The organism is Mesorhizobium sp. M0437 (genome assembly GCF_040321335.1).
Lineage (GTDB): Bacteria > Pseudomonadota > Alphaproteobacteria > Rhizobiales > Rhizobiaceae > Mesorhizobium.
Genome location: NZ_JAMYRK010000001.1, coordinates 1 through 18,334, shown reverse-complemented (window position 1 = coordinate 18,334; position 18,334 = coordinate 1). Strand labels below are relative to the sequence as shown.

The window sequence follows — 18,334 nt, the reverse complement described above, 5'->3', positions numbered from 1 at the left end:
CGCACGGTTCGGACCGGTTTGAAGCCGAATTTGCTGCTGCACCGCCAGAAAACTGTGCTGCAGCGCACTTTCGCCGGCACCCGGCCGCAGAAATTAAATCGATTAATCTGGCTTTCTCTTGACTCCGGACCAATTCAGTGGCGTGATCAAAATCACCAAAGCGCTTTGGAAGACTCTACGAAAGGTTGCAGTTCCTTTCCGACTGAGTCACAGTCCTGCAGCGCCGGCGGACGGAATGGAGGTTTCGTTCGGTGTTTGTCACCACTGGGAGGGAATACCGATGAAGAAAATGCTTCTGCTGGGCGCTGCGTTTGCCACGCTTGCGCTCGCCATGCCGGCGCAAGCCGAACTGAAGTTCAAGCCGGGCGAAGATCCCCGTTTCAACTGGGCGAACTACGAAGATCTCAAGAAAGTCGACCTCAAGGGCGAGACGCTGACGATCTTCGGGCCGTGGCGCGGCGAGGACGAAGGGCTTATCCGCACCGTCCTCGATTACTTCTCCGAAGCCACCGGCGCCGAGATCAAGTACTCCTCGTCGGAGAATTACGAGCAGCAGATCGTCATCGACACGCAGGCCGGCAGCCCGCCCAACATTGCCGTGCTGCCGCAGCCGGGCCTGATCCAGGATCTGGCATCGAAGGGCCTTTTGACGCCGCTCGGCGACGATACGGCCAACTGGGTCAAGGACAATTACGGCGCCGGCCAATCCTGGGTCGACCTCGGCACCTTCAAGGACAAGGACGGCAAGCCCGGCTTCTTCGCCTTCCCATACAAGGCCGACGTGAAGTCGCTGGTCTGGTACTCGCCGGACAATTTCGAGGAAGCCGGCTACAAGGTGCCGAAGACGCAGGAAGAGCTTGCCGAGCTCGAAAAGAAGATCATCGCCGACGGCGGCACGCCATGGTGCATCGGGCTTGGTTCGGGCGGCGCCACCGGCTGGCCGGCGACCGACTGGGTCGAAGACATCATGCTGCGCACCCAGACGCCCGAGACCTACGACAAATGGGTGAAGAACGAAATTCCGTTCAACGATCCGGCAGTGGTCAACGCCATCGACATTTTCGGCAAGATCGCCACCGACGACAAGATGGTCGAGGGCGGCGCCAAGGCGGTTGCGGCGACCGATTTCCGTGACAGCCCGAAGGGCCTCTTCTCGGTGCCGCCAAAATGTTATCTGCACCATCAGGCATCGTTCATCCCGACCTTCTTCCCGCAAGGCACCAAGATCGGCGAGGATGCCGACTTCTTCTACTTCCCGCCTTACGCTTCCAAGCCCGAGCTCGGCACTCCGGTGCTCGGCGCCGGCACGCTCGCCATGATCACCAAAGACAGCAAGAGTGCCCGCGCGTTCATCGAATTCCTGAAGCTGCCGCTCGCTCATGAGATCTGGATGGCACAGGGCGGCTTCGTGACGCCGTTCAAGTCGGTCAACAAGGACGCCTATGCCAGCGACGCGCTGAAGAAGCAGGGCGAGATCCTGGCCAACGCCTCGACCTTCCGCTTCGACGGGTCCGACCTGATGCCGGGCAAGATCGGCGCCGGTGCGTTCTGGACCGGCATGATCGACCTGGTCGGCGGCAAGTCCGCCCAGGACGTCGCCACCGACATCCAGAAAAGCTGGGACGCGATCAAGTAAGCGGCCGGCTTGAGTTCCAAATGTGATGTGGTCCGGGCCTCAAACGGCCCGGACCTTATCCGGTGCTTGGCGTCGCGTCGATTGTCGTGAGCACAACGCATTCCGGCATGACGCGCGCCCAGTGACCTGCTTTCCGGCTGGTCGCGCTCCAGACAACTGAATCGGCGCATGATCCCGTCGCCAAAGCCATTCTCGACTGGCGGATCCGTGCGCAGGGGGAGGGACCCATGGCGGCTCAGATTTTCTCGGCGATATTCGTCATCATCATCGGCGTGGGCGGCTGCGTCGCCTATTTCTGGGGCGCCAACAAGGCACTCGACACGATCTTTCCGGCACGCGGCGTTTCCGGCAAGGCGGCGATCAACAATCTGCGCCGGCAGGGGGTGATCCGACCCTGGCTGTTCGTCGGCCCGGCGATGATCATCCTCACGATCTACCTGATCTACCCGGTAGTGGAGACGCTGAGGCTGTCGTTCCTCGATCGCGGCGGCGCCCATTTCGTCGGCTTGGCCAACTATCAATGGGCGTTCGGCGACCGCGAGTTCCGCAACTCGATCCTCAACAACATCATCTGGCTGGCGGTGGTGCCGGCCGCCTGCACCTTCCTCGGGCTGATCATCGCCGTGCTCACCGACAAGATCTGGTGGGGCACCATCGCAAAAAGCCTGATCTTCCTGCCGCTCGCCATCTCGTTCGTCGGCGCCAGCGTCATCTGGAAATTCATCTACGAATATCGCGGCGAGGGCCAGACGCAGATCGGCCTGCTCAATGCCATCATCCAGTATTTCGGCGGCCAGCCGCAGGTCTGGATCTCGCTGCCGTTCTGGAACAACTTCTTCCTGATGGTCATCCTGATCTGGATCCAGACCGGCTTTGCCATGGTCATCCTGTCGTCGGCCTTGCGCGGCATTCCGGAAGAGACGCTGGAAGCCGCCGTCATCGACGGCGCCAACCCTTTCCAGATCTTCTGGAAGATCATGGTGCCGCAGATCTGGGGCACCATCGCCGTCGTCTGGACCACCATCACCATCCTGGTGCTGAAGGTTTTCGACATCGTGCTGACCATGACCAACGGCCAGTGGAACAGCCAGGTGCTGGCCAATCTGATGTTCGACTGGATGTTCCGCGGCGGCGGCGATTTTGGCCGCGGCGCCACCATCGCCATCATCATCATGATAGCGGTCATTCCGATCATGGTCTGGAACATCCGCCAGGCAAACAAAGAGACGGAAGGGCATTGAGATGGCCGTGGCGACCGGAAAGTCCTTTGTCAGCCGTTTCGGCGTCCATATCGCCGTCTTCATCTTCGTTGCGATCTGGACGATCCCGACGCTCGGCATTCTGGTCTCGTCGCTGCGCGACAAGGACCAGATCATCGCTTCGGGCTGGTGGAACTCGTTCACCAGTTCCAGCCAGACGGAGGCCGGACGGCTGCCGCCCGCCTCGGCGCAAGTCGAGAAGGACGGCAAGTTCATCCTGCAAGGCAATATTTTCGGCGACGGTCCGGCCCGCAACATCAGCGCCTTCGGCGTCAAGTCGGCAGCGCCGACGCAATATCCCGCCGGCACGACAGCCGATCTCGGCGACGGCGTGACCCTGCAGCTCAATGCCGACGGCAGTTTCGTCATGACCTCGCCGAAGGCTTTCGAAGGCGAGCGCGGCCAGCGCGTCTATTACGCCTCGTCGGCGCCGCCGAAATTCACCACCGACAATTACGACACGGTGCTGTTTTCGGAGGGCATCGGCCGCTCCTTCATGAACTCGCTGACCGTCACCATTCCGGCGACCGTCATCCCGATCCTGATCGCCGCGTTCGCCGCTTACGCGCTGGCCTGGATGCGCTTTCCCGGCCGGGCGCTGCTCATCGCCGTCATCATCGGCCTCCTGGTCGTGCCGCTGCAGATGTCGCTGATCCCGCTATTGAAGCTCTATAACGGCGTCGGCAGCTTCTTCGGCGTGCCGTCGAAGACCTATCTCGGCATCTGGCTGGCGCATACCGGCTTCGGCCTGCCTTTCGCCATCTATCTGTTGAGGAGCTATATCGCCGGCCTGCCACGCGAGATCATGGAGTCGGCACGCATCGACGGGGCCAGCGATTTCGAAATCTTCGTCAAGATCGTGCTGCCATTGTCGTTCCCGGTGCTGGCCTCGTTCGCCATCTTCCAGTTTCTCTGGGTGTGGAACGATCTGCTGGTGGCGATGGTTTTCCTCGGTACCGAGGGCGACCAGATCGTACTGACCGCCAAGCTCAATGCATTGCTCGGCTCGCGCGGCGGCGACTGGGAGATCCTGACGACATCGGCCTTCGTCACCATCATCGTGCCGCTGATCGTGTTCTTCTCGCTGCAGCGCTATTTCGTCCGCGGGCTGCTTGCCGGCTCGGTGAAAGGAGGTTGAGATCATGCAATCCGCTTTGAAGGCGACCCCGAAGCCAGATCTCGCTATCGATCGCGACTGGTGGCGAGGTGCCGTGATCTACCAGATCTACCCGCGCAGCTATCAGGATTCGAACGGCGACGGCATCGGCGATCTCAGGGGCATGATCGGCCGGCTGGCCTACATCGCCTTGCTCGGCGTCGACGCCATCTGGATCTCGCCGTTCTTCAAATCGCCGATGAAGGATTTTGGCTACGACGTGTCGGATTATTGCGACGTCGATCCGATGTTCGGCACGCTGGCCGACTTCGACGCACTGACCGCAGAGGCGCACCGGCTTGGCCTCAAGGTGATGATCGACGAGGTGCTCTCGCACACCGCCGACATCCATCCGTGGTTCAAGGAAAGCCGGTCGAGCCGCAGCAATCCAAAAGCCGACTGGTATGTCTGGGCGGATGCCAAGCCGGACGGCACGCCGCCCAACAACTGGCTGTCGATCTTCGGCGGCTCGGCCTGGCAGTGGGACACCAGCCGCCAGCAATATTATCTGCATAATTTCCTGGCCGAGCAGCCTGACCTCAACTTCCACAGCCGCGCGGTCCAGGACGCGCTGCTCGACGTCACCCGCTTCTGGCTGGAGCGCGGCGTCGACGGTTTTCGCCTCGATACCATCAATTTCTACTTCCACAGCCAGGGCCTGGAAGACAATCCGCCGCTGCCGCCCGAGCAGCGCAACGACCAGACGGCGCCGACCGTCAACCCCTACAACTACCAGGACCATCTCTACGACAAGAGCCGGCCTGAAAACCTCGGCTTCCTCGAACGCTTCCGCGCCTTGCTCGACGAATACCCGGCGACGGCCGCGGTTGGCGAGGTCGGCGACTCGCAGCGTGGGCTGGAAGTGGTGGCGGCCTATACGGCCGGCGGCAAGCGCGTGCATATGTGTTACTCCTTCGACTTCCTGGCGCCGGAGAAGATCAGCGCGGCAAAGGTACGCTCGGTGCTGGAAACCTTCGGCAAGGTGGCCAGCGACGGCTGGTCGTGCTGGGCCTTCTCCAACCATGACGTGATGCGCCCTGCCTCGCGCTGGGCAGCCGGCGAGCCCGACCCGACCGCCTACCTCAAGGTCATCTCGGCGCTGCTGATGTCGTTGCGCGGCTCGGTCTGCATCTATCAGGGCGAGGAGCTCGGGCTCAGCGAGGCCGAGCTCAGCTTCGAGGATCTGCAGGACCCATACGGCATCCGCTTCTGGCCTGAATTCAAGGGACGCGACGGCTGCCGTACGCCGATGGTTTGGGACGGCGCTGCCCGCAATGGCGGCTTCTCGACGGCAAAGCCCTGGCTGCCGGTGCCCAGCAAGCACCTTGCGCAAGCCGTCAATGTGCAGCAAGGCGACGACGGCTCGCTGCTCGAGCACTACCGGCGCTTCCTGGCTTTCCGCCGCGCCCATCCGGCACTGGCCAAGGGTGATATCGAGTTCATCGAAAGCGAGGGCGACACCGTCGCCTTCACGCGCCGTGAAGGCAACGAGCAGATCGTCTGCGCCTTCAATCTCGGAGCAAAGCCGGCCGAAGTCGATCTTGGCGGCCGCTCATTGCAGCCCTTGCCGGGACACGGGTTTTCGGGACAGACTGGCGCCGGCACGATCCGCCTCGGCGGCTACGGCGCCTGGTTCGGGCGTATCGACTGAATTCAAGGAAGAACTGGAGGGTACCATGGCCGATGTCACGCTAAGGCAAGTGAGGAAATCATATGGCAATCTCAACATTCTGCACGGCGTCGACCTCGACATAAAGTCGGGCGAATTCATCGTCTTCGTCGGTCCCTCTGGTTGCGGCAAGTCGACCTTGCTGCGCTGCATCGCCGGGCTGGAGGAGATCACCTCGGGCGAGCTCAAGATCGACGGCGAGATCGTCAACGACGTGCCGCCGTCAAAGCGCGGCATCGCCATGGTGTTCCAGTCCTATGCGCTTTATCCGCACATGACCGTCTACGACAACATGGCCTTCTCGATGAAGATCGGCAAGGAAAGCAAGGCCGAGATCGACAAGCGGGTGCGCCAGGCGGCCGAGATCCTGCAGCTGACCAAATATCTCGACCGCCTGCCCAAGGCGATGTCGGGCGGCCAGCGCCAGCGCGTCGCCATCGGTCGCGCCATCGTGCGCAATCCCAAGGTTTTTCTGTTCGACGAACCGCTATCCAACCTCGACGCGGCGCTGCGCGTCGCCACCCGCATCGAGATCGCCAAGCTCAAGGAGTCGATGCCGGCCACGACGATGATCTACGTCACCCACGACCAGGTCGAGGCGATGACGCTGGCCGACCGCATCGTCGTGCTGAAGGAAGGCCATATCGAACAGGTCGGCACGCCGATGGAGCTCTACAAGCGGCCCGGCAATCTGTTCGTCGCCCAGTTCATCGGCTCGCCGGCGATGAACATCCTGCCGGCGACGATCGACAAGACCGGCAACCCGACGGTCGTCAGCCATGTCGGCGGCCGCAAGGCAACGGTGCCGATCGCAACGCCTGCGTCGGCGAAAGGCGCAGCGGTGAGCTTCGGGGTGAGGCCGGAGGATCTGATGATTGCCACCGGCGCCGACTATTTGTTCGAAGGGACGGTCGATTACGTCGAGCAGCTCGGCGAGGTCCAGCTCGTCTATGTCGACATCGGCCGCGCCGACCTGCCGCTGGTGACCAAGCTGCCGGGCAATGTCGAGATCAAGCGCGGAGCGACACTGCGGCTGACGGCGGACGCCGGAGACCTGCATATTTTCGACGCGGACGGGCGCTCTTTCGCGCTCCATGAAGCAGAAGCAAAGGCGGCTTGAAGCAGGCGTTCTTCCGCCATGCAAGAGACAAGTGCGGCGGGCATGGTCCGCCGCTCTTGTCTGGAATTCCAGTTCGGCCGTTAGAGCGGTTCATCGTTTCACGGAACGCCGAACCGCTCTATCTCCTTGTTTTGACGCAATTCCCAAGGGAAAGCGCTACACGCTTTTCCCGGGAAAACCGTTTCACACTTTTCCTGGAATTGCTCTAGTTGTTGCCGAAGAGGTTGCGGTCGGCGCCCTGAGGCGCGGACTTGGGCACATCGCCAGACGAATTCAGCAGCTTGTAGATCGGCGAGTTGCTGTCACGTACCGAATACGTCTGCGTGTTGTCGACGTTGACGGTCGACTGCTTGTTGATGTCGGTCCCGCCAACATTGTCGTTGCGGGCATAAGCGCTGCCGGCGGCAATCAAGAGCGCGGCGGCAGTAAGAACAATCTTTTTCATTTTGGGTCTCCTGGATTTTCGAAATCAAGCGGCGGGCATGCCGCCGCCTTGATGGTGGGATCGGCTGTTAGTTGTTGCCGAAGAGGTTACGGTCGGCGCCCTGGACAACCGGCTGCTTTTCAGCCTGGTCCGACGTCTTGACGGAAGCCGTGTAGGAGCTATCGACCGAGACAGCAGGCGGGTTGGCTCCGTTGGAACCAAAGTTGTCGCTGCCGGCGAAGGCGCTGCCGGTGATGGCCAAAACGGCGGCGGCAGCAAGAACGATCTTTTTCATCTTAATACTCCTGAATTTTTCAGATCCCCGGACGGCGGATATGCCCGCCGCCCTGATGCTGGGATCGGCTGTTAGTTGTTGCCGAAGAGGTTACGGTCGGCGCCCTGGACAGCCTGCTGGTCAGCATGAGCCGGCTTCTGAATGGAAGCCGTATACGAGCTGTCGACCGCAGCGGCAGGCTGGTTCGCACCCTTGGAACCAAAGTTGTCGCTGCCAGCGAAGGCGCTGCCGGTGATGGCCAAAACGGCGACGGCGGCAAGAGCGATCTTTTTCATTTTTTAGTACTCCAGTATCTTAGTTTTCCGTCCGTCTAGCGGCGTGCCTTGGGAGGAATTCGCGTCGTTCGGACAGCCCCGATGTGGGAAAGCCAATGGCCAGTTTCCAATCACGAAGTTTTTTGGTGTGGACCAAGAATCTACACCTTGAAATTGTGCCAGAGATTCCCTTCGCCACATTTTTATCATTTAATGTCAAGCAGATAGCCTATCGCCTCGGTCTGACTGCAAGGCGACTTGGGAGGCAGCGTTCACAGCGTCCTGCACGCATTGTCAACAGAAACGAACCGTTCGGTTCGATTTTTTAAACCGATAAAAGTCGCAGCCGAGGTTCTTTGTCGAATCGTTAACCATTTCGGCCGAATGCGGCGTCGGCGTTGCGGCTGCTTTTGGCCTGCCTTATGCCGCCCAACGAAGGCAGCAACCGGGCAAGCAGAACCGGGTCAGACCCCGTAACGTTCGGTGCGGATGAGTGCCGCAGGCACCCCGGCATCGATCAGTGCCTCGGCGGCGGCCGTCACGAATGCGTTCGAGCCGCAGACAAAGGCGAGCTTCGGCGGCGCCGGCAGCCTGGTCATGGCTTGCACCATCATCGCGGCGTCGACCCGCCGCGCATAATCCGCCGGACGGCGGGCCGGCTCGCGCGTCAGCGTCAGCACCAGGTCGAAGCCATCCCTGCGCTCGGCGAGGTCGATCAGTTCGTCGCGAAAGATCACCTCGTCCCAGACCCGCGCCGAAAACACCAGGGCGGCGGCGACCAGCGATCCCCGCATCGCCCGGTGACGGAGCATCGACATCAGCGGCACCACGCCCGACCCGCCGCCGACGAGCAGGAGCGGGCCGCCATCGCCGTCGGACCAGACGAAATGGCCGCCGAGCGGCCCGCGCAATTCGACCTCGTCGCCCACCGCCGCTATCTCGTGAAAGAACGGCGAGACCTCGCCGTCCTCGAGTTTTTCAATCGCCAGCTCGATGGTCTCGCCGGTCTCCGGCGCCGAGGCGATGGAGTAGGAGCGGCGCGCCTGATAGCCGTCCGGCGCCGTCAGCCTGACATCGACATGCTGTCCGGCACGATAGACGAAGGGCCGCGACGGCTGCAGGAAAAAGCTGGTGACGCGCGGCGTGCGCTTTTGGATGCGGGTGATGGTGACCGTCTGCCAGGGCGACTGCGCCGCCGGTGCGTCGCTCATGGATCGTTCGTGTAGCGCTGCTCGCGCCACGGATCGCCATAGATGTGATAGCCTCGCAACTCCCAGAAACCCGGCTCGTCACGCTCTGTGAACTGCAGCCCGTTCAGCCATTTGGCCGATTTCCAGAAATAGAGATGCGGAACGAGCAGCCGGGCCGGGCCGCCATGGTCGGGAGTGATCGGCTTGCCCTCGTAAAGCAGTGCCACCATCGCCTTGCCGCCGGTGAGATCCTTCGTCGGCACGTTGGTGGAATAGCCGTCGAAACCCAACGCCAGCGTGAAGGCGGTGGGCGGCTCGATGCCGGCGTCGGCAAGGATGTCGTCGACGAGCACGCCCTGCCACGCCGTGTCGAACTTGGTCCATGCGGTGACGCAATGGATGTCGCGCGTCATCTTGGTCAAGGGCAGCGCGTTGAACTCGGCCCAGTTCCACTTCTTGATCGGCCGCGGCCCGTGCTTAAGCGTGAACGACCAATCCTCGGTGCGGACATGCGGCGTCGGGCCGGCCGACAGGACCGGGAAACCTTGCTCGAGATATTGCCCCGGCGGGATACGTGCATCCGTATCCGTCGGCGGCTTTCGTCCGGAAGAGAAGCCTCGGGTAACCATCGAGAATATCCGTTTGCGCAAGGTCCAATCGAGCTTTGTCAGTTTTCTCGAAGACGCGAGCGCGGGCAACCGAAATCTTGGCTCCGGCCTGGCGGCAATGCTCTACATTGATCTTGGCAGCGCGGCGCCCGCTTCAGCCGCTGGCGAAGGGGACGGCGACGAACATCTGGGCGTCGCCGCGCTCGACAAGCAGCAGCACCGATTTCTTGCCGGATTTGGCAGCCTGCACAATCGCCTGATTTGCCTGCCTGGCGCTCCTCACCGGAGTCTGGTCGACGCCGACGATGATGTCGCCGGGCTGGATGCCGGAAGCCGACGCCGCCTTGTTCGGGTCGACGCGCTCGACCAGTGCGCCGTGCTGGTTTTCCGGCAGGTTCATTGCCTGGCGCACATCAGGAGTGACGTCCATCAGGCCGAGACCGAGCGCCGGTGCGCGAAGGCCCTGCCCCGTCGACGGCTGACCTGAATCGCCGGTCACCGATCCCGTCGCCGTGTCGTCTTCGTTGCGCCCGATCTCGACGGAGATCTGCAGGCTTTTCCCCTTGCGCCAGACATTGAGGGCTTCCCTCGTGCCAGGCGCAACGTCAGCGACGGCGCGCGACAGATCCCTCGGATCCTTTATGTCCTGGCCGGCGAAGCTGGTAATGACATCGCCGGTCTCGATGCCGGCCTTGGCGGCCGGCGATCCGTCGCTGACCTGCGCGACCAGCACGCCGGTAGGGTGATCGAGGCCGATGGCGCTCGCCACATCAGGCGTCACCGGCTGAATCTGGACGCCGAGATAGCCGTACTGGATGGAGCCGCCCTTCATCAGCTTGGCGACGACCTTTTGCGCCTGGTCCGAGGGGATGGCGAAGCCGACGCCGACGCTGCCGCCATTCGGCGAAAAGATCGCGGTGTTGATGCCGACGACATCGCCGTACACATCCGTCAGCGGGCCGCCGGAATTGCCCCGGTTGATCGGTGCGTCGATCTGGATGAAGTCGTCAAACGGGCCGCTGTGCAGATCGCGGCCGCGCGCCGAGACAATGCCGGCGGTGACCGTGGTGCCAAGGCCGAAAGGATTGCCGAAGGCGAGCACCTGGTCGCCCGGCATGAGCTTGTCCGAATCGCCCCATTTGACGGTCGGCAAGGCCTTGCCGGCGTTGACCTTGAGCACGGCAAGGTCGTTCTTCGTGTCATGGCCGATCAATTTGGCGGGAAGCTCGGTGCCGTCGTCGAGCATCACCTTGACCGACTGGGCGCCGTCGACGACGTGATTGTTGGTGACGATCATGCCGTCGGCACCGACGATGAAGCCTGAGCCGAGGGCCTCGGTGCGCGGCGCCTGTTCCGGCGGTGTCTTGGGGGCGGGCAGTCCCTGGTCACCGAAGAAACGGCGGAAATAGTCGTCGAAAGGCGAGTTGCCACCGAACTCGTTGCCACCGAATGGGGAGGCCTCGCTCGTGGTGTCCGACTGCGCCGATTTCATGAGGGTGGTGATCGTCACCACTGCCGGTTTGTCGGCCGCCACGACCGGAGCGAACGAGCCGCGGGGCGCCGTCATGCCGGTGACAGGTGGGGTCACTGTTGCCGCCAGGACATCATTCAGCCTGGGAGCGAAGGACAGGGCGAAGGGGCTGACGATCAGCGCGGCGCCCAGCAGAGCGGCGACGCGATGTCTGCGAAGGGTCTGGATTGGTGACATGGCCGTTGTCCGGGCGAGAGATTGGTCTTGCGCCGCGACGTTCCGTCACCGGAACAATTCATCGGCGCGTCGGTCGTCGGCCTTGCCTGTCTCGCCTGTCACGGCAGCCGACCGGATCGACAGCCCCGCATCTAGGGCGCCGATTATGGTTTCCAGATAATATTACGAAGATTTAATTTCCAGCCGGCAACCGCCTCGCGGCGTTGCCGCCGAAACCCGAAAATACAAAACCCGCCTCGGGAGGGGCGGGTCGGTTGGGGCGAATCAGCACCATACCGATATTAGTAGCATAGCTGCCGGCACAAAGCAAGAACAAAATAGCTGCCCAAGACAAATCGCCTCAGATTTGCGCCGCCTCAGCCGAGGCCTCCTATTCGCCTTTCCGGTCGGTCCGGCTGAGATAGGTGGTGGCGATCTCGCGCATCCGCCTGCCATCGAAGCTCGGTCCATGGCCGCCATGGCCGATCCGGATCGGCAGCTCGAGCAGGCGCTGCATCGTGCGGCGATAGGCGGCACGATCCGAATCCGGCAGGTCGTCGATCAGCATGGCGTCGTAGATGGCGTCGCCGGCGAAGAACAGGCCGTCAGCCTCGTCGAACAGCGCGATCGAATCCGGAGAGTGGCCGGGCAGATGCAGGACGCGGAATTGGCGGTCGCCGAGGTCGATCCTATCGCCCTCGTCCAGGGTCCGGGCCAGAGGCGCCGGCTGAATCCTGTAATCGGCCGCCTTCCAGCCCTTTGCCGGCAGCCTGGAGACGGCGCCTTCCAGATCATGGAACATGTAGGCGTAGGTCACCGCTTCATCCATGCTGTCGAACTGTGCGGCGCTGTGGCGCGGCCCTGCCCGCAGCGGAAACTCGTGCAGCGAGCCGACATGATCGAGATGGATATGCGTGGCGACGACGAGCAGCGGCTTGCCGGACGGCGTGTCGATCTGCGGCGCCAGCGGGCAGATCCCCATGCCGGTGTCGACCAGCAGGTCGACATCGCGGCCGCGCAGATGCCAGATGTTGGCGCGCACGAATTCGTGCACGAAGGGCTCGGTCAGCACCGTCGTATTGGCGTTGACGATGGTTTTGCTGAACCAGCTGTCCATCAGATCAAGGCCGGCATCAGACGAACGGCTTGCCGACCTTGTACTTTTGCGGGACCAGCCGCTTCAGATAGGCCATCCCCGCATCGGACAGCCGGTTGACATCCGGCAGCATGAAATCATCCGGCATATGGCGCGTCTTGCCGGCGACGTTCTTCAGCGGCACCTTCTTCAGCACGGTTTTCTTGCCGTCATATTGCAGCGCCACCGAACCGCCGCCCTCGTCGGCCACCGTGACCGCGAAGGCACCGGCATCGAAGGCCTCCTGCGCGTCCACCGCGCTGATGGCGCCGACATAGCCGCGCGGCATATAGCCGAGCGCATCGACGCGCGCCCGCTTGCCCGGCAGTCCTTCGGCGAGCGCGCGCTCCAAGGCTGCCGGCAGGTCGCTGCCCGACAGCTTGACGTTGCCGTGCTGGTCGCGCTCCAGCCTTTCCGGCGGCACCAGGCTTTCGACCAGCGCTTTGCCGTCGGCGGTGCTGACGCCTTCGGAGACGGCAACGATGCAGCGCTTGTGGCGATCGAGCGTTGCACGAACGTCGTCGATGAAGCCCGCCGCGGAGAACGGCCGCTCCGGCACGTAGACGAGATGCGGGCCGCTGTCCTGATCGAGCTGCCAGGCCGCGGACGCGGCCGTCAGGAAACCGGCATGCCGCCCCATGACAATGCCGACATAGATGCCCGGCAGAGCCCGGAAATCGAGATCGACCGAAAGGAATGCTCCCGCGACGAACTCGGCCGCCGACATGAAGCCGGGCGTGTGGTCGTTCTCCTCGAGATCGTTGTCGATGGTTTTCGGCGCATGCACGAAGGCGATCTTGCCGCCGGCAGCGTCGGTGAGGATCTGCTGCGTGCCCGAGGTGTCGTTGCCGCCGATATAGATGAAGGCATCGGCGCCGGCTTTCTTCAAGCCGTTGAGGATGAGGTCGCAATAGGCGGCATCCGGCTTGTCGCGCGTCGAACCAAGCGCGGCGCTCGGTGTCGCCGCGATCAATCGCAGGCGGTCCTCGGGGATGGCCGAAAGATCGACGTAATTGCCGTCGCGGATGCCGCGCACGCCGTGGATGGAACCAAGCACCTTGGCGCCGAGATGCCGCTTGCGGATTTCGAGCGCGGCGCCAACCACCGTCTGGTTGATGACGGCGGTAGGGCCGCCGCCTTGCGCGATGACAAAAGTTCCGGCCATTGTTCACGTCTCCCGGGCGATGAAATCGCAGGCACATTCGCCTGTCTTGCGGCATCGCGCAACGGCAGAGTGATCGCTGAAGGCGAAGCCGCCGTTCAGACGACGACGACCGGGTTTTTCTTGGAGACGCGGCTGTAGAGGTCGATGATGTCCTGGTTGATCAGGCGCACGCAGCCCGACGACATCGCCTGGCCGATGCTCCACCATTCGGGCGAGCCGTGGATGCGATAGCCGGTGTCGCTGCCGTTCTGATAGATGTAGAGGGCACGCGCGCCGAGCGGATTGTCGAGGCCGCCCGGCTGTCCGCTTTGCCATTTCACCAGTTCCGGCCTGCGGGCGATCATCTCGGGCGGCGGGGTCCAGACCGGCCATTCCTTGCCGTACTGGATGTTGGCGCGGCCGGACCAGCGGAATCCGTCCTTGCCGATGCCGACGCCGTAACGGATCGCCTCGCCGCCGGGCTGCACCAGATAGAGCAGCCGTTCCTGCGAGTGAACGACGATGGTGCCGGGTTGCTCGCCGGTCGGATCGACGACGATCTGGCGGCGGAACTCCGGCTTGACCTTGAGGTAGGGCACTTCCGGCACATTGAAGCCACCGTCGGTGAGCGAAGCGTACATCACGTCGGGGCTGGTAATGTTCTTGTCGACGCTGATACTCGGACGGATGGGCCGGATCGAGCCGGTGGTGACGTCGTCGAGCTGGAGCGACGGCAGATCCAGCGTCTGGCTGCAGCCGGCGACGCCGAGCAGCGCCAGCGCACCGGCGCCGGACAGCACCGTGCGACGGGAAAGCTGTATTTCGGTTTCGATTGCGTCGCCATTGTGCGGCAGCGACAGACCGTGCGGCAACTCACGCATTTACCCAAACCCTACGCTGTCGGCGGGAAACACGCTCCGGCCGTATAGCAGGCATTTTCGCCAATCATGGTTGAAAAAGCGTGAAGGCCGGCCGCCTGGCATTAACGAGAGGCTTTTTCGACTTTGCCTCTTTACATCTGCGCGAGGCCAAGGATTTATCCTCTTCTTTGAGCTCAAGGAGAAGAAAATGTCCTTCGAAAACTGGGCCGCCTTTGCCGCCGCCTCGGCAGTCCTTCTTGTCATTCCGGGCCCGACCATCATGCTGGTGGTTTCATATGCGCTCGGCCAGGGCTGGCGCACCGCGCTGCCGATGGCAGTCGGCGTGGCGCTCGGCGACTTCACCGCGATGACACTGTCGATGCTGGGTATCGGCGCGCTGCTGGCGGCGTCCGCCACCGTATTCACCGTGCTGAAGGTGATCGGCGCCGGCTATCTGATCTATCTCGGCATCAAGCTGTTTCGCGCCGGCGGCGCGCTCCGGGCCGAACCGCGTACCGATGCGGTGTCATCGGCGAAAATGACGACGCACGCCTGGCTGGTTACCGCGCTCAATCCGAAAAGCATCACCTTTTTTGTCGCCTTCCTGCCGCAGTTCCTCGACCGGCATGCGGATTTCTGGACACAGATGCTGATCTTCGAGACGACCTTCCTGGCGCTCGCCTTCGCCAATGCCTTCGGTTATGCGCTGATCGCGGCAAGGGCGCGCAACGTGGTGCGCAATCCAAAGGCGATCCGCATCTTCAACCGCACTGGCGGCACGCTGCTGGTCGGCGCCGGCATCGCCACAGTGGCGATGCGCTCGGGCAACTGAGGGACAGACCATGGCGGTGAGCGATGCATTCGGCCTGACACTGTCTGGCGCGACGGAGGCCGGGCTCTCGACCTACAGCCGGGCCGTTCGCGAATTGCAGTGCTTCATCGGCGATCCGGTCGGTTCCATTGACCAGGCAATCGCCGAAGATCCCGGCTTCGTCATGGCGCAGGTGTTCAAGGGTTATCTCTTTGGCCTTGCCACAGAGCGTGAGGCGACGGCGGTGGCCAAGGCATGTCACGAGGCGGCGCTGCCGCTTGCCGCGACAACGCGCGAGCAGGCGCATGTCGCCGCCCTTGGCCACCTTGCTGATGGACGCTGGCACGAGGCCGCCCGCGTGCTGGAGGATATCGCCATCGAGTTTCCGCTCGATGCGCTGGCGCTGCAGACCGGCCACCAGATCGACTTCTTCACCGGCAATGCGCGCATGCTGCGCGACCGCATCGGCCGCGCGCTGCCGTCCTGGCAGCGCGACATGCCGGGCTATCACGCCATACTCGGCATGCAGGCCTTTGGCCTGGAGGAAATGGGCGATTACGCGCGCGCCGAAAAACTTGGCCGCACGGCGGTCGATATCGAGCCGCGCGACGGCTGGGCCCAGCATGCGGTGGCCCATGTCATGGAGATGCAGAGCCGGCAGAAGGACGGCATTCTGTGGATGCGCGCCAATCCCGAAGCGTGGACGCGGGAGAGCTTCCTGCAGGTGCACAATTGGTGGCATCTGGCACTGTTCCACTATGATCTCGGCGAAATCGACGAGGTGCTGGCGCTCTATGACGGGCCGATCTATGGCGAACGCTCGATGCTGGCGCTCAACATGGTCGATGCCTCGGCGATCCTGTGGCGGCTGCATCTCGGCGGCGTCGATGTCGGCGAGCGCTGGGCGACACTCGCCGCCAACTGGTTGCCCATGGCCAGCGCCGGCCACTATGCCTTCAACGACGCCCACGCGATGATGGCGTTTGTCGGTGCCGGCCTCGAAGCGCCGGCCCGCAACTTGCTCGAGGCGCAGCGCGAGGCGATGCGCGGCAAGGACGACAACGCCGGTTTCACCAGGGATGTCGGCCATCCCCTGACGCTCGCCATCAAGGCATTCGGCGAGGGCAATTATGCCGGGACGATACGCCTGATCCGGCCGATGCGGGCAATCGCCCATCGCTTCGGCGGCAGCCACGCACAACGCGACGTCATCGACCTGACACTGATCGAAGCGGCATTGCGTTCCGGTGATGGCGCGCTGGCGAGGGCGCTTGCGGCGGAACGCGCGCTGGCACGGCCGGACAGCCCGTTGTCGGCACTGTTTTCACGGCGTGCAAACGCTCCCGCGGCGAATTGACCACGGCCACATCTTGCCTTAAAAACTGCCCCGGCCTGATTTTTTCGAGCGTCGAAAAAATCTTCGCGTGTTGACCGGGGTGCGTTTCCGGCGGCACGATTGCCGGGATATCTTCGCCGCCCGTGTCACAGGACTGGGCAGCGAAGCAAGAAAGACCGTCGCCGCCAGGCATGACGGACATGGGAGGAAACATGTATCTCGGCCTCGATCTCGGCACGTCGGGCGTCAAGGCGCTGCTGATCGATGCAAGGCAGAGCATCGTCGGTTCCGGCCATGCGCCGCTCGACGTGTCGCGCCCGCATCCCGGCTGGTCCGAGCAGAACCCGGCCGACTGGATCCGCGCCTGCGAAGCGGCGGTCGGCGAGTTGCGGTCAATGCATGCGAAGGAACTCGCGGCAGTCAAAGGCATCGGCCTTTCCGGCCATATGCATGGCGCCACCCTGCTCGATGCCGCCGACCAGGTGCTGCGCCCCTGCATTCTATGGAACGACACACGCAGCCACGCCGAGGCGGCCGCGCTCGATGCCGACCCGCGCTTTCGCAAGCTGACCGGCAACATCGTCTTTCCCGGTTTCACCGCGCCGAAGCTGGCCTGGGTGAAAAACAACGAACCGGCTGTTTTCGCCAAGGTGGCAAAGGTCCTGCTGCCGAAGGACTTTTTGCGGCTCTGGCTCGCCGGCGAGCATATTTCGGAAATGTCGGATTCGGCTGGCACGTCGTGGCTCGATGTCGGCAAACGCGCCTGGTCCTCCGAACTGCTCGCTGTCACGTCGCTCGACGAAAGCCAGATGCCGTCGTTGGTCGAAGGCACGGCCAAGGCCGGTGCCTTGCGCGCCGAACTGGCCGCCAGATGGGGCATGCAGGCGGGCATCCCGATCGCCGGCGGGGCCGGCGACAACGCGGCCTCGGCCTGCGGCATGGGCACGGTCGGCGCCGGGCAGGCGTTCGTCTCGCTCGGCACGTCGGGCGTGCTTTTTGCCGCCAACGCGTCCTATCTGCCCAATCCGGAAAGCGCAGTGCACACATTCTGCCACGCACTGCCCGGCACCTGGCACCAGATGGGCGTCATCCTGTCGGCAACCGATTCGCTCAACTGGCTGTCGGGGATCGCTGGAAAAAGTGCCGGCGAGTTGACCGCCGAACTCGGCGATTCGCTGCAGGCGCCGAGCGGTGTCTCTTTCCTGCCGTACCTGTCAGGCGAGCGGACGCCTCACAATGATTCCGTCATTCGGGGCGCCTTTACCGGGCTTGCCCACGAGTCCGGCCGCGCGGCGCTGACCCAGGCCGTGCTCGAAGGCGTCGCCTTCGCTTTCCGCGACAGCCTCGAAGCCCTGGCCAAAGCCGGTACGACGCTGACCCGGGTGACGGCGATCGGCGGCGGCTCGCGTTCGCGCTACTGGCTGAAGGCCATCGCCACAGCGCTTGGCCTGCCAGTCGATATCCCAGCCGACGGCGATTTCGGCGCCGCCTTCGGAGCGGCCCGGCTTGGCCTGATCGCGGCGACAGGCGCCGATCCGCGCGCCGTGTGCACGGCGCCGGCGACGGACGCCACGGTCGAGCCGGTCGCCGCACTAAGCGATGCCTATGCAGATGCCTATCAGCGCTACCGCCAGCTTTACCCGGCGATCAGGAGCGCCCCCGCGGGGGGCGGTTTCCCCCCACCCCCGGGGCCCCCCCGGACGCCGACCAGGTCCCGGCCCATTGGGGGGAAGCACGGGAGCCGCTGGGG

17 protein-coding genes are annotated in these 18,334 nt (G+C 63.4%); 8 read left to right on the top strand and 9 right to left on the bottom strand.

What is annotated here, in order from left to right:
* Positions 1-280 precede the first annotated feature (280 nt).
* The 5 genes from NKI72_RS00085 to NKI72_RS00065 all read left to right on the top strand — a co-directional run bounded on the left by NKI72_RS00085 (position 281) and on the right by NKI72_RS00065 (position 6,840).
* Complete coding sequence (locus tag NKI72_RS00085) at positions 281-1,636, top strand: ABC transporter substrate-binding protein (RefSeq protein WP_352813908.1); 1,356 nt, start codon at positions 281-283, stop codon at positions 1,634-1,636.
* A gap of 227 nt (positions 1,637-1,863) precedes the next feature.
* Positions 1,864-2,877, top strand: coding sequence for a carbohydrate ABC transporter permease (locus tag NKI72_RS00080; protein ID WP_352540346.1), 1,014 nt, complete (start codon positions 1,864-1,866; stop codon positions 2,875-2,877).
* 1 nt (position 2,878) lies between these two features.
* Entirely contained in the window at positions 2,879-4,033 is a 1,155-nt protein-coding gene (locus tag NKI72_RS00075) for a carbohydrate ABC transporter permease (protein ID WP_352767362.1), read from the top strand.
* A 4-nt stretch (positions 4,034-4,037) separates the two neighbouring features.
* Positions 4,038-5,702 carry a beta-galactosidase BglA gene (gene bglA, locus NKI72_RS00070; RefSeq protein WP_352830206.1) on the top strand — a complete coding sequence of 555 codons (1,665 nt, stop codon included), beginning with the start codon at positions 4,038-4,040 and terminating at the stop codon, positions 5,700-5,702.
* A 25-nt stretch (positions 5,703-5,727) separates the two neighbouring features.
* A complete protein-coding gene (locus NKI72_RS00065) occupies positions 5,728-6,840 on the top strand; it encodes an ABC transporter ATP-binding protein (protein ID WP_352469836.1) in 1,113 nt (370 codons plus the stop codon).
* 205 nt (positions 6,841-7,045) lie between these two features.
* Here NKI72_RS00065 and NKI72_RS00060 read toward each other — a convergent pair whose 3' ends face one another.
* The 9 genes from NKI72_RS00060 to NKI72_RS00020 form a co-directional block, all read right to left on the bottom strand.
* Positions 7,046-7,285: a DUF680 domain-containing protein gene (locus NKI72_RS00060; RefSeq protein ID WP_023680225.1), complete on the bottom strand. Its 240-nt coding sequence runs from the start codon at positions 7,283-7,285 to the stop codon at positions 7,046-7,048.
* Between the two features lie 67 nt (positions 7,286-7,352).
* Positions 7,353-7,559, bottom strand: a complete 207-nt coding sequence (locus NKI72_RS00055; RefSeq protein ID WP_352743858.1) for a DUF680 domain-containing protein — start codon at positions 7,557-7,559, stop codon at positions 7,353-7,355.
* A gap of 71 nt (positions 7,560-7,630) precedes the next feature.
* Positions 7,631-7,834 carry a DUF680 domain-containing protein gene (locus NKI72_RS00050; protein WP_352472527.1) on the bottom strand — a complete coding sequence of 68 codons (204 nt, stop codon included), beginning with the start codon at positions 7,832-7,834 and terminating at the stop codon, positions 7,631-7,633.
* 443 nt (positions 7,835-8,277) lie between these two features.
* Positions 8,278-9,024, bottom strand: a complete 747-nt coding sequence (locus NKI72_RS00045; RefSeq protein WP_352818738.1) for an FAD-binding oxidoreductase — start codon at positions 9,022-9,024, stop codon at positions 8,278-8,280.
* A complete protein-coding gene (locus NKI72_RS00040; protein ID WP_023680229.1) occupies positions 9,021-9,632 on the bottom strand; it encodes a molybdopterin-dependent oxidoreductase in 612 nt (203 codons plus the stop codon). Before NKI72_RS00040 ends, NKI72_RS00045 begins: the two co-directional genes overlap by 4 nt.
* Positions 9,633-9,765: 133 nt before the next feature.
* The gene (locus tag NKI72_RS00035; protein ID WP_352818741.1) at positions 9,766-11,319 is read right to left on the bottom strand and encodes a DegQ family serine endoprotease; all 1,554 of its coding nucleotides are present in this window, start codon (positions 11,317-11,319) and stop codon (positions 9,766-9,768) included.
* 370 nt (positions 11,320-11,689) lie between these two features.
* A complete protein-coding gene (locus tag NKI72_RS00030; protein WP_352818744.1) occupies positions 11,690-12,415 on the bottom strand; it encodes an MBL fold metallo-hydrolase in 726 nt (241 codons plus the stop codon).
* 16 nt (positions 12,416-12,431) lie between these two features.
* Complete coding sequence (locus NKI72_RS00025) at positions 12,432-13,598, bottom strand: diphosphate--fructose-6-phosphate 1-phosphotransferase (protein ID WP_352818747.1); 1,167 nt, start codon at positions 13,596-13,598, stop codon at positions 12,432-12,434.
* A 95-nt stretch (positions 13,599-13,693) separates the two neighbouring features.
* Positions 13,694-14,458 (bottom strand): L,D-transpeptidase, encoded by a 765-nt coding sequence (locus NKI72_RS00020; protein WP_352743868.1) that lies wholly within the window; start codon positions 14,456-14,458, stop codon positions 13,694-13,696.
* Between the two features lie 187 nt (positions 14,459-14,645).
* Between NKI72_RS00020 and NKI72_RS00015 the strand changes: the two genes are divergently transcribed.
* The 3 genes from NKI72_RS00015 to xylB form a co-directional block, all read left to right on the top strand.
* Positions 14,646-15,269 carry a LysE family translocator gene (locus tag NKI72_RS00015; protein WP_352830200.1) on the top strand — a complete coding sequence of 208 codons (624 nt, stop codon included), beginning with the start codon at positions 14,646-14,648 and terminating at the stop codon, positions 15,267-15,269.
* Between the two features lie 10 nt (positions 15,270-15,279).
* Positions 15,280-16,605, top strand: a complete 1,326-nt coding sequence (locus tag NKI72_RS00010; RefSeq protein ID WP_352830197.1) for a tetratricopeptide repeat protein — start codon at positions 15,280-15,282, stop codon at positions 16,603-16,605.
* Between the two features lie 191 nt (positions 16,606-16,796).
* A partial coding sequence (xylB, locus tag NKI72_RS00005) for a xylulokinase (protein WP_352849810.1) occupies positions 16,797-18,334 on the top strand: 1,538 nt, incomplete at its 3' end.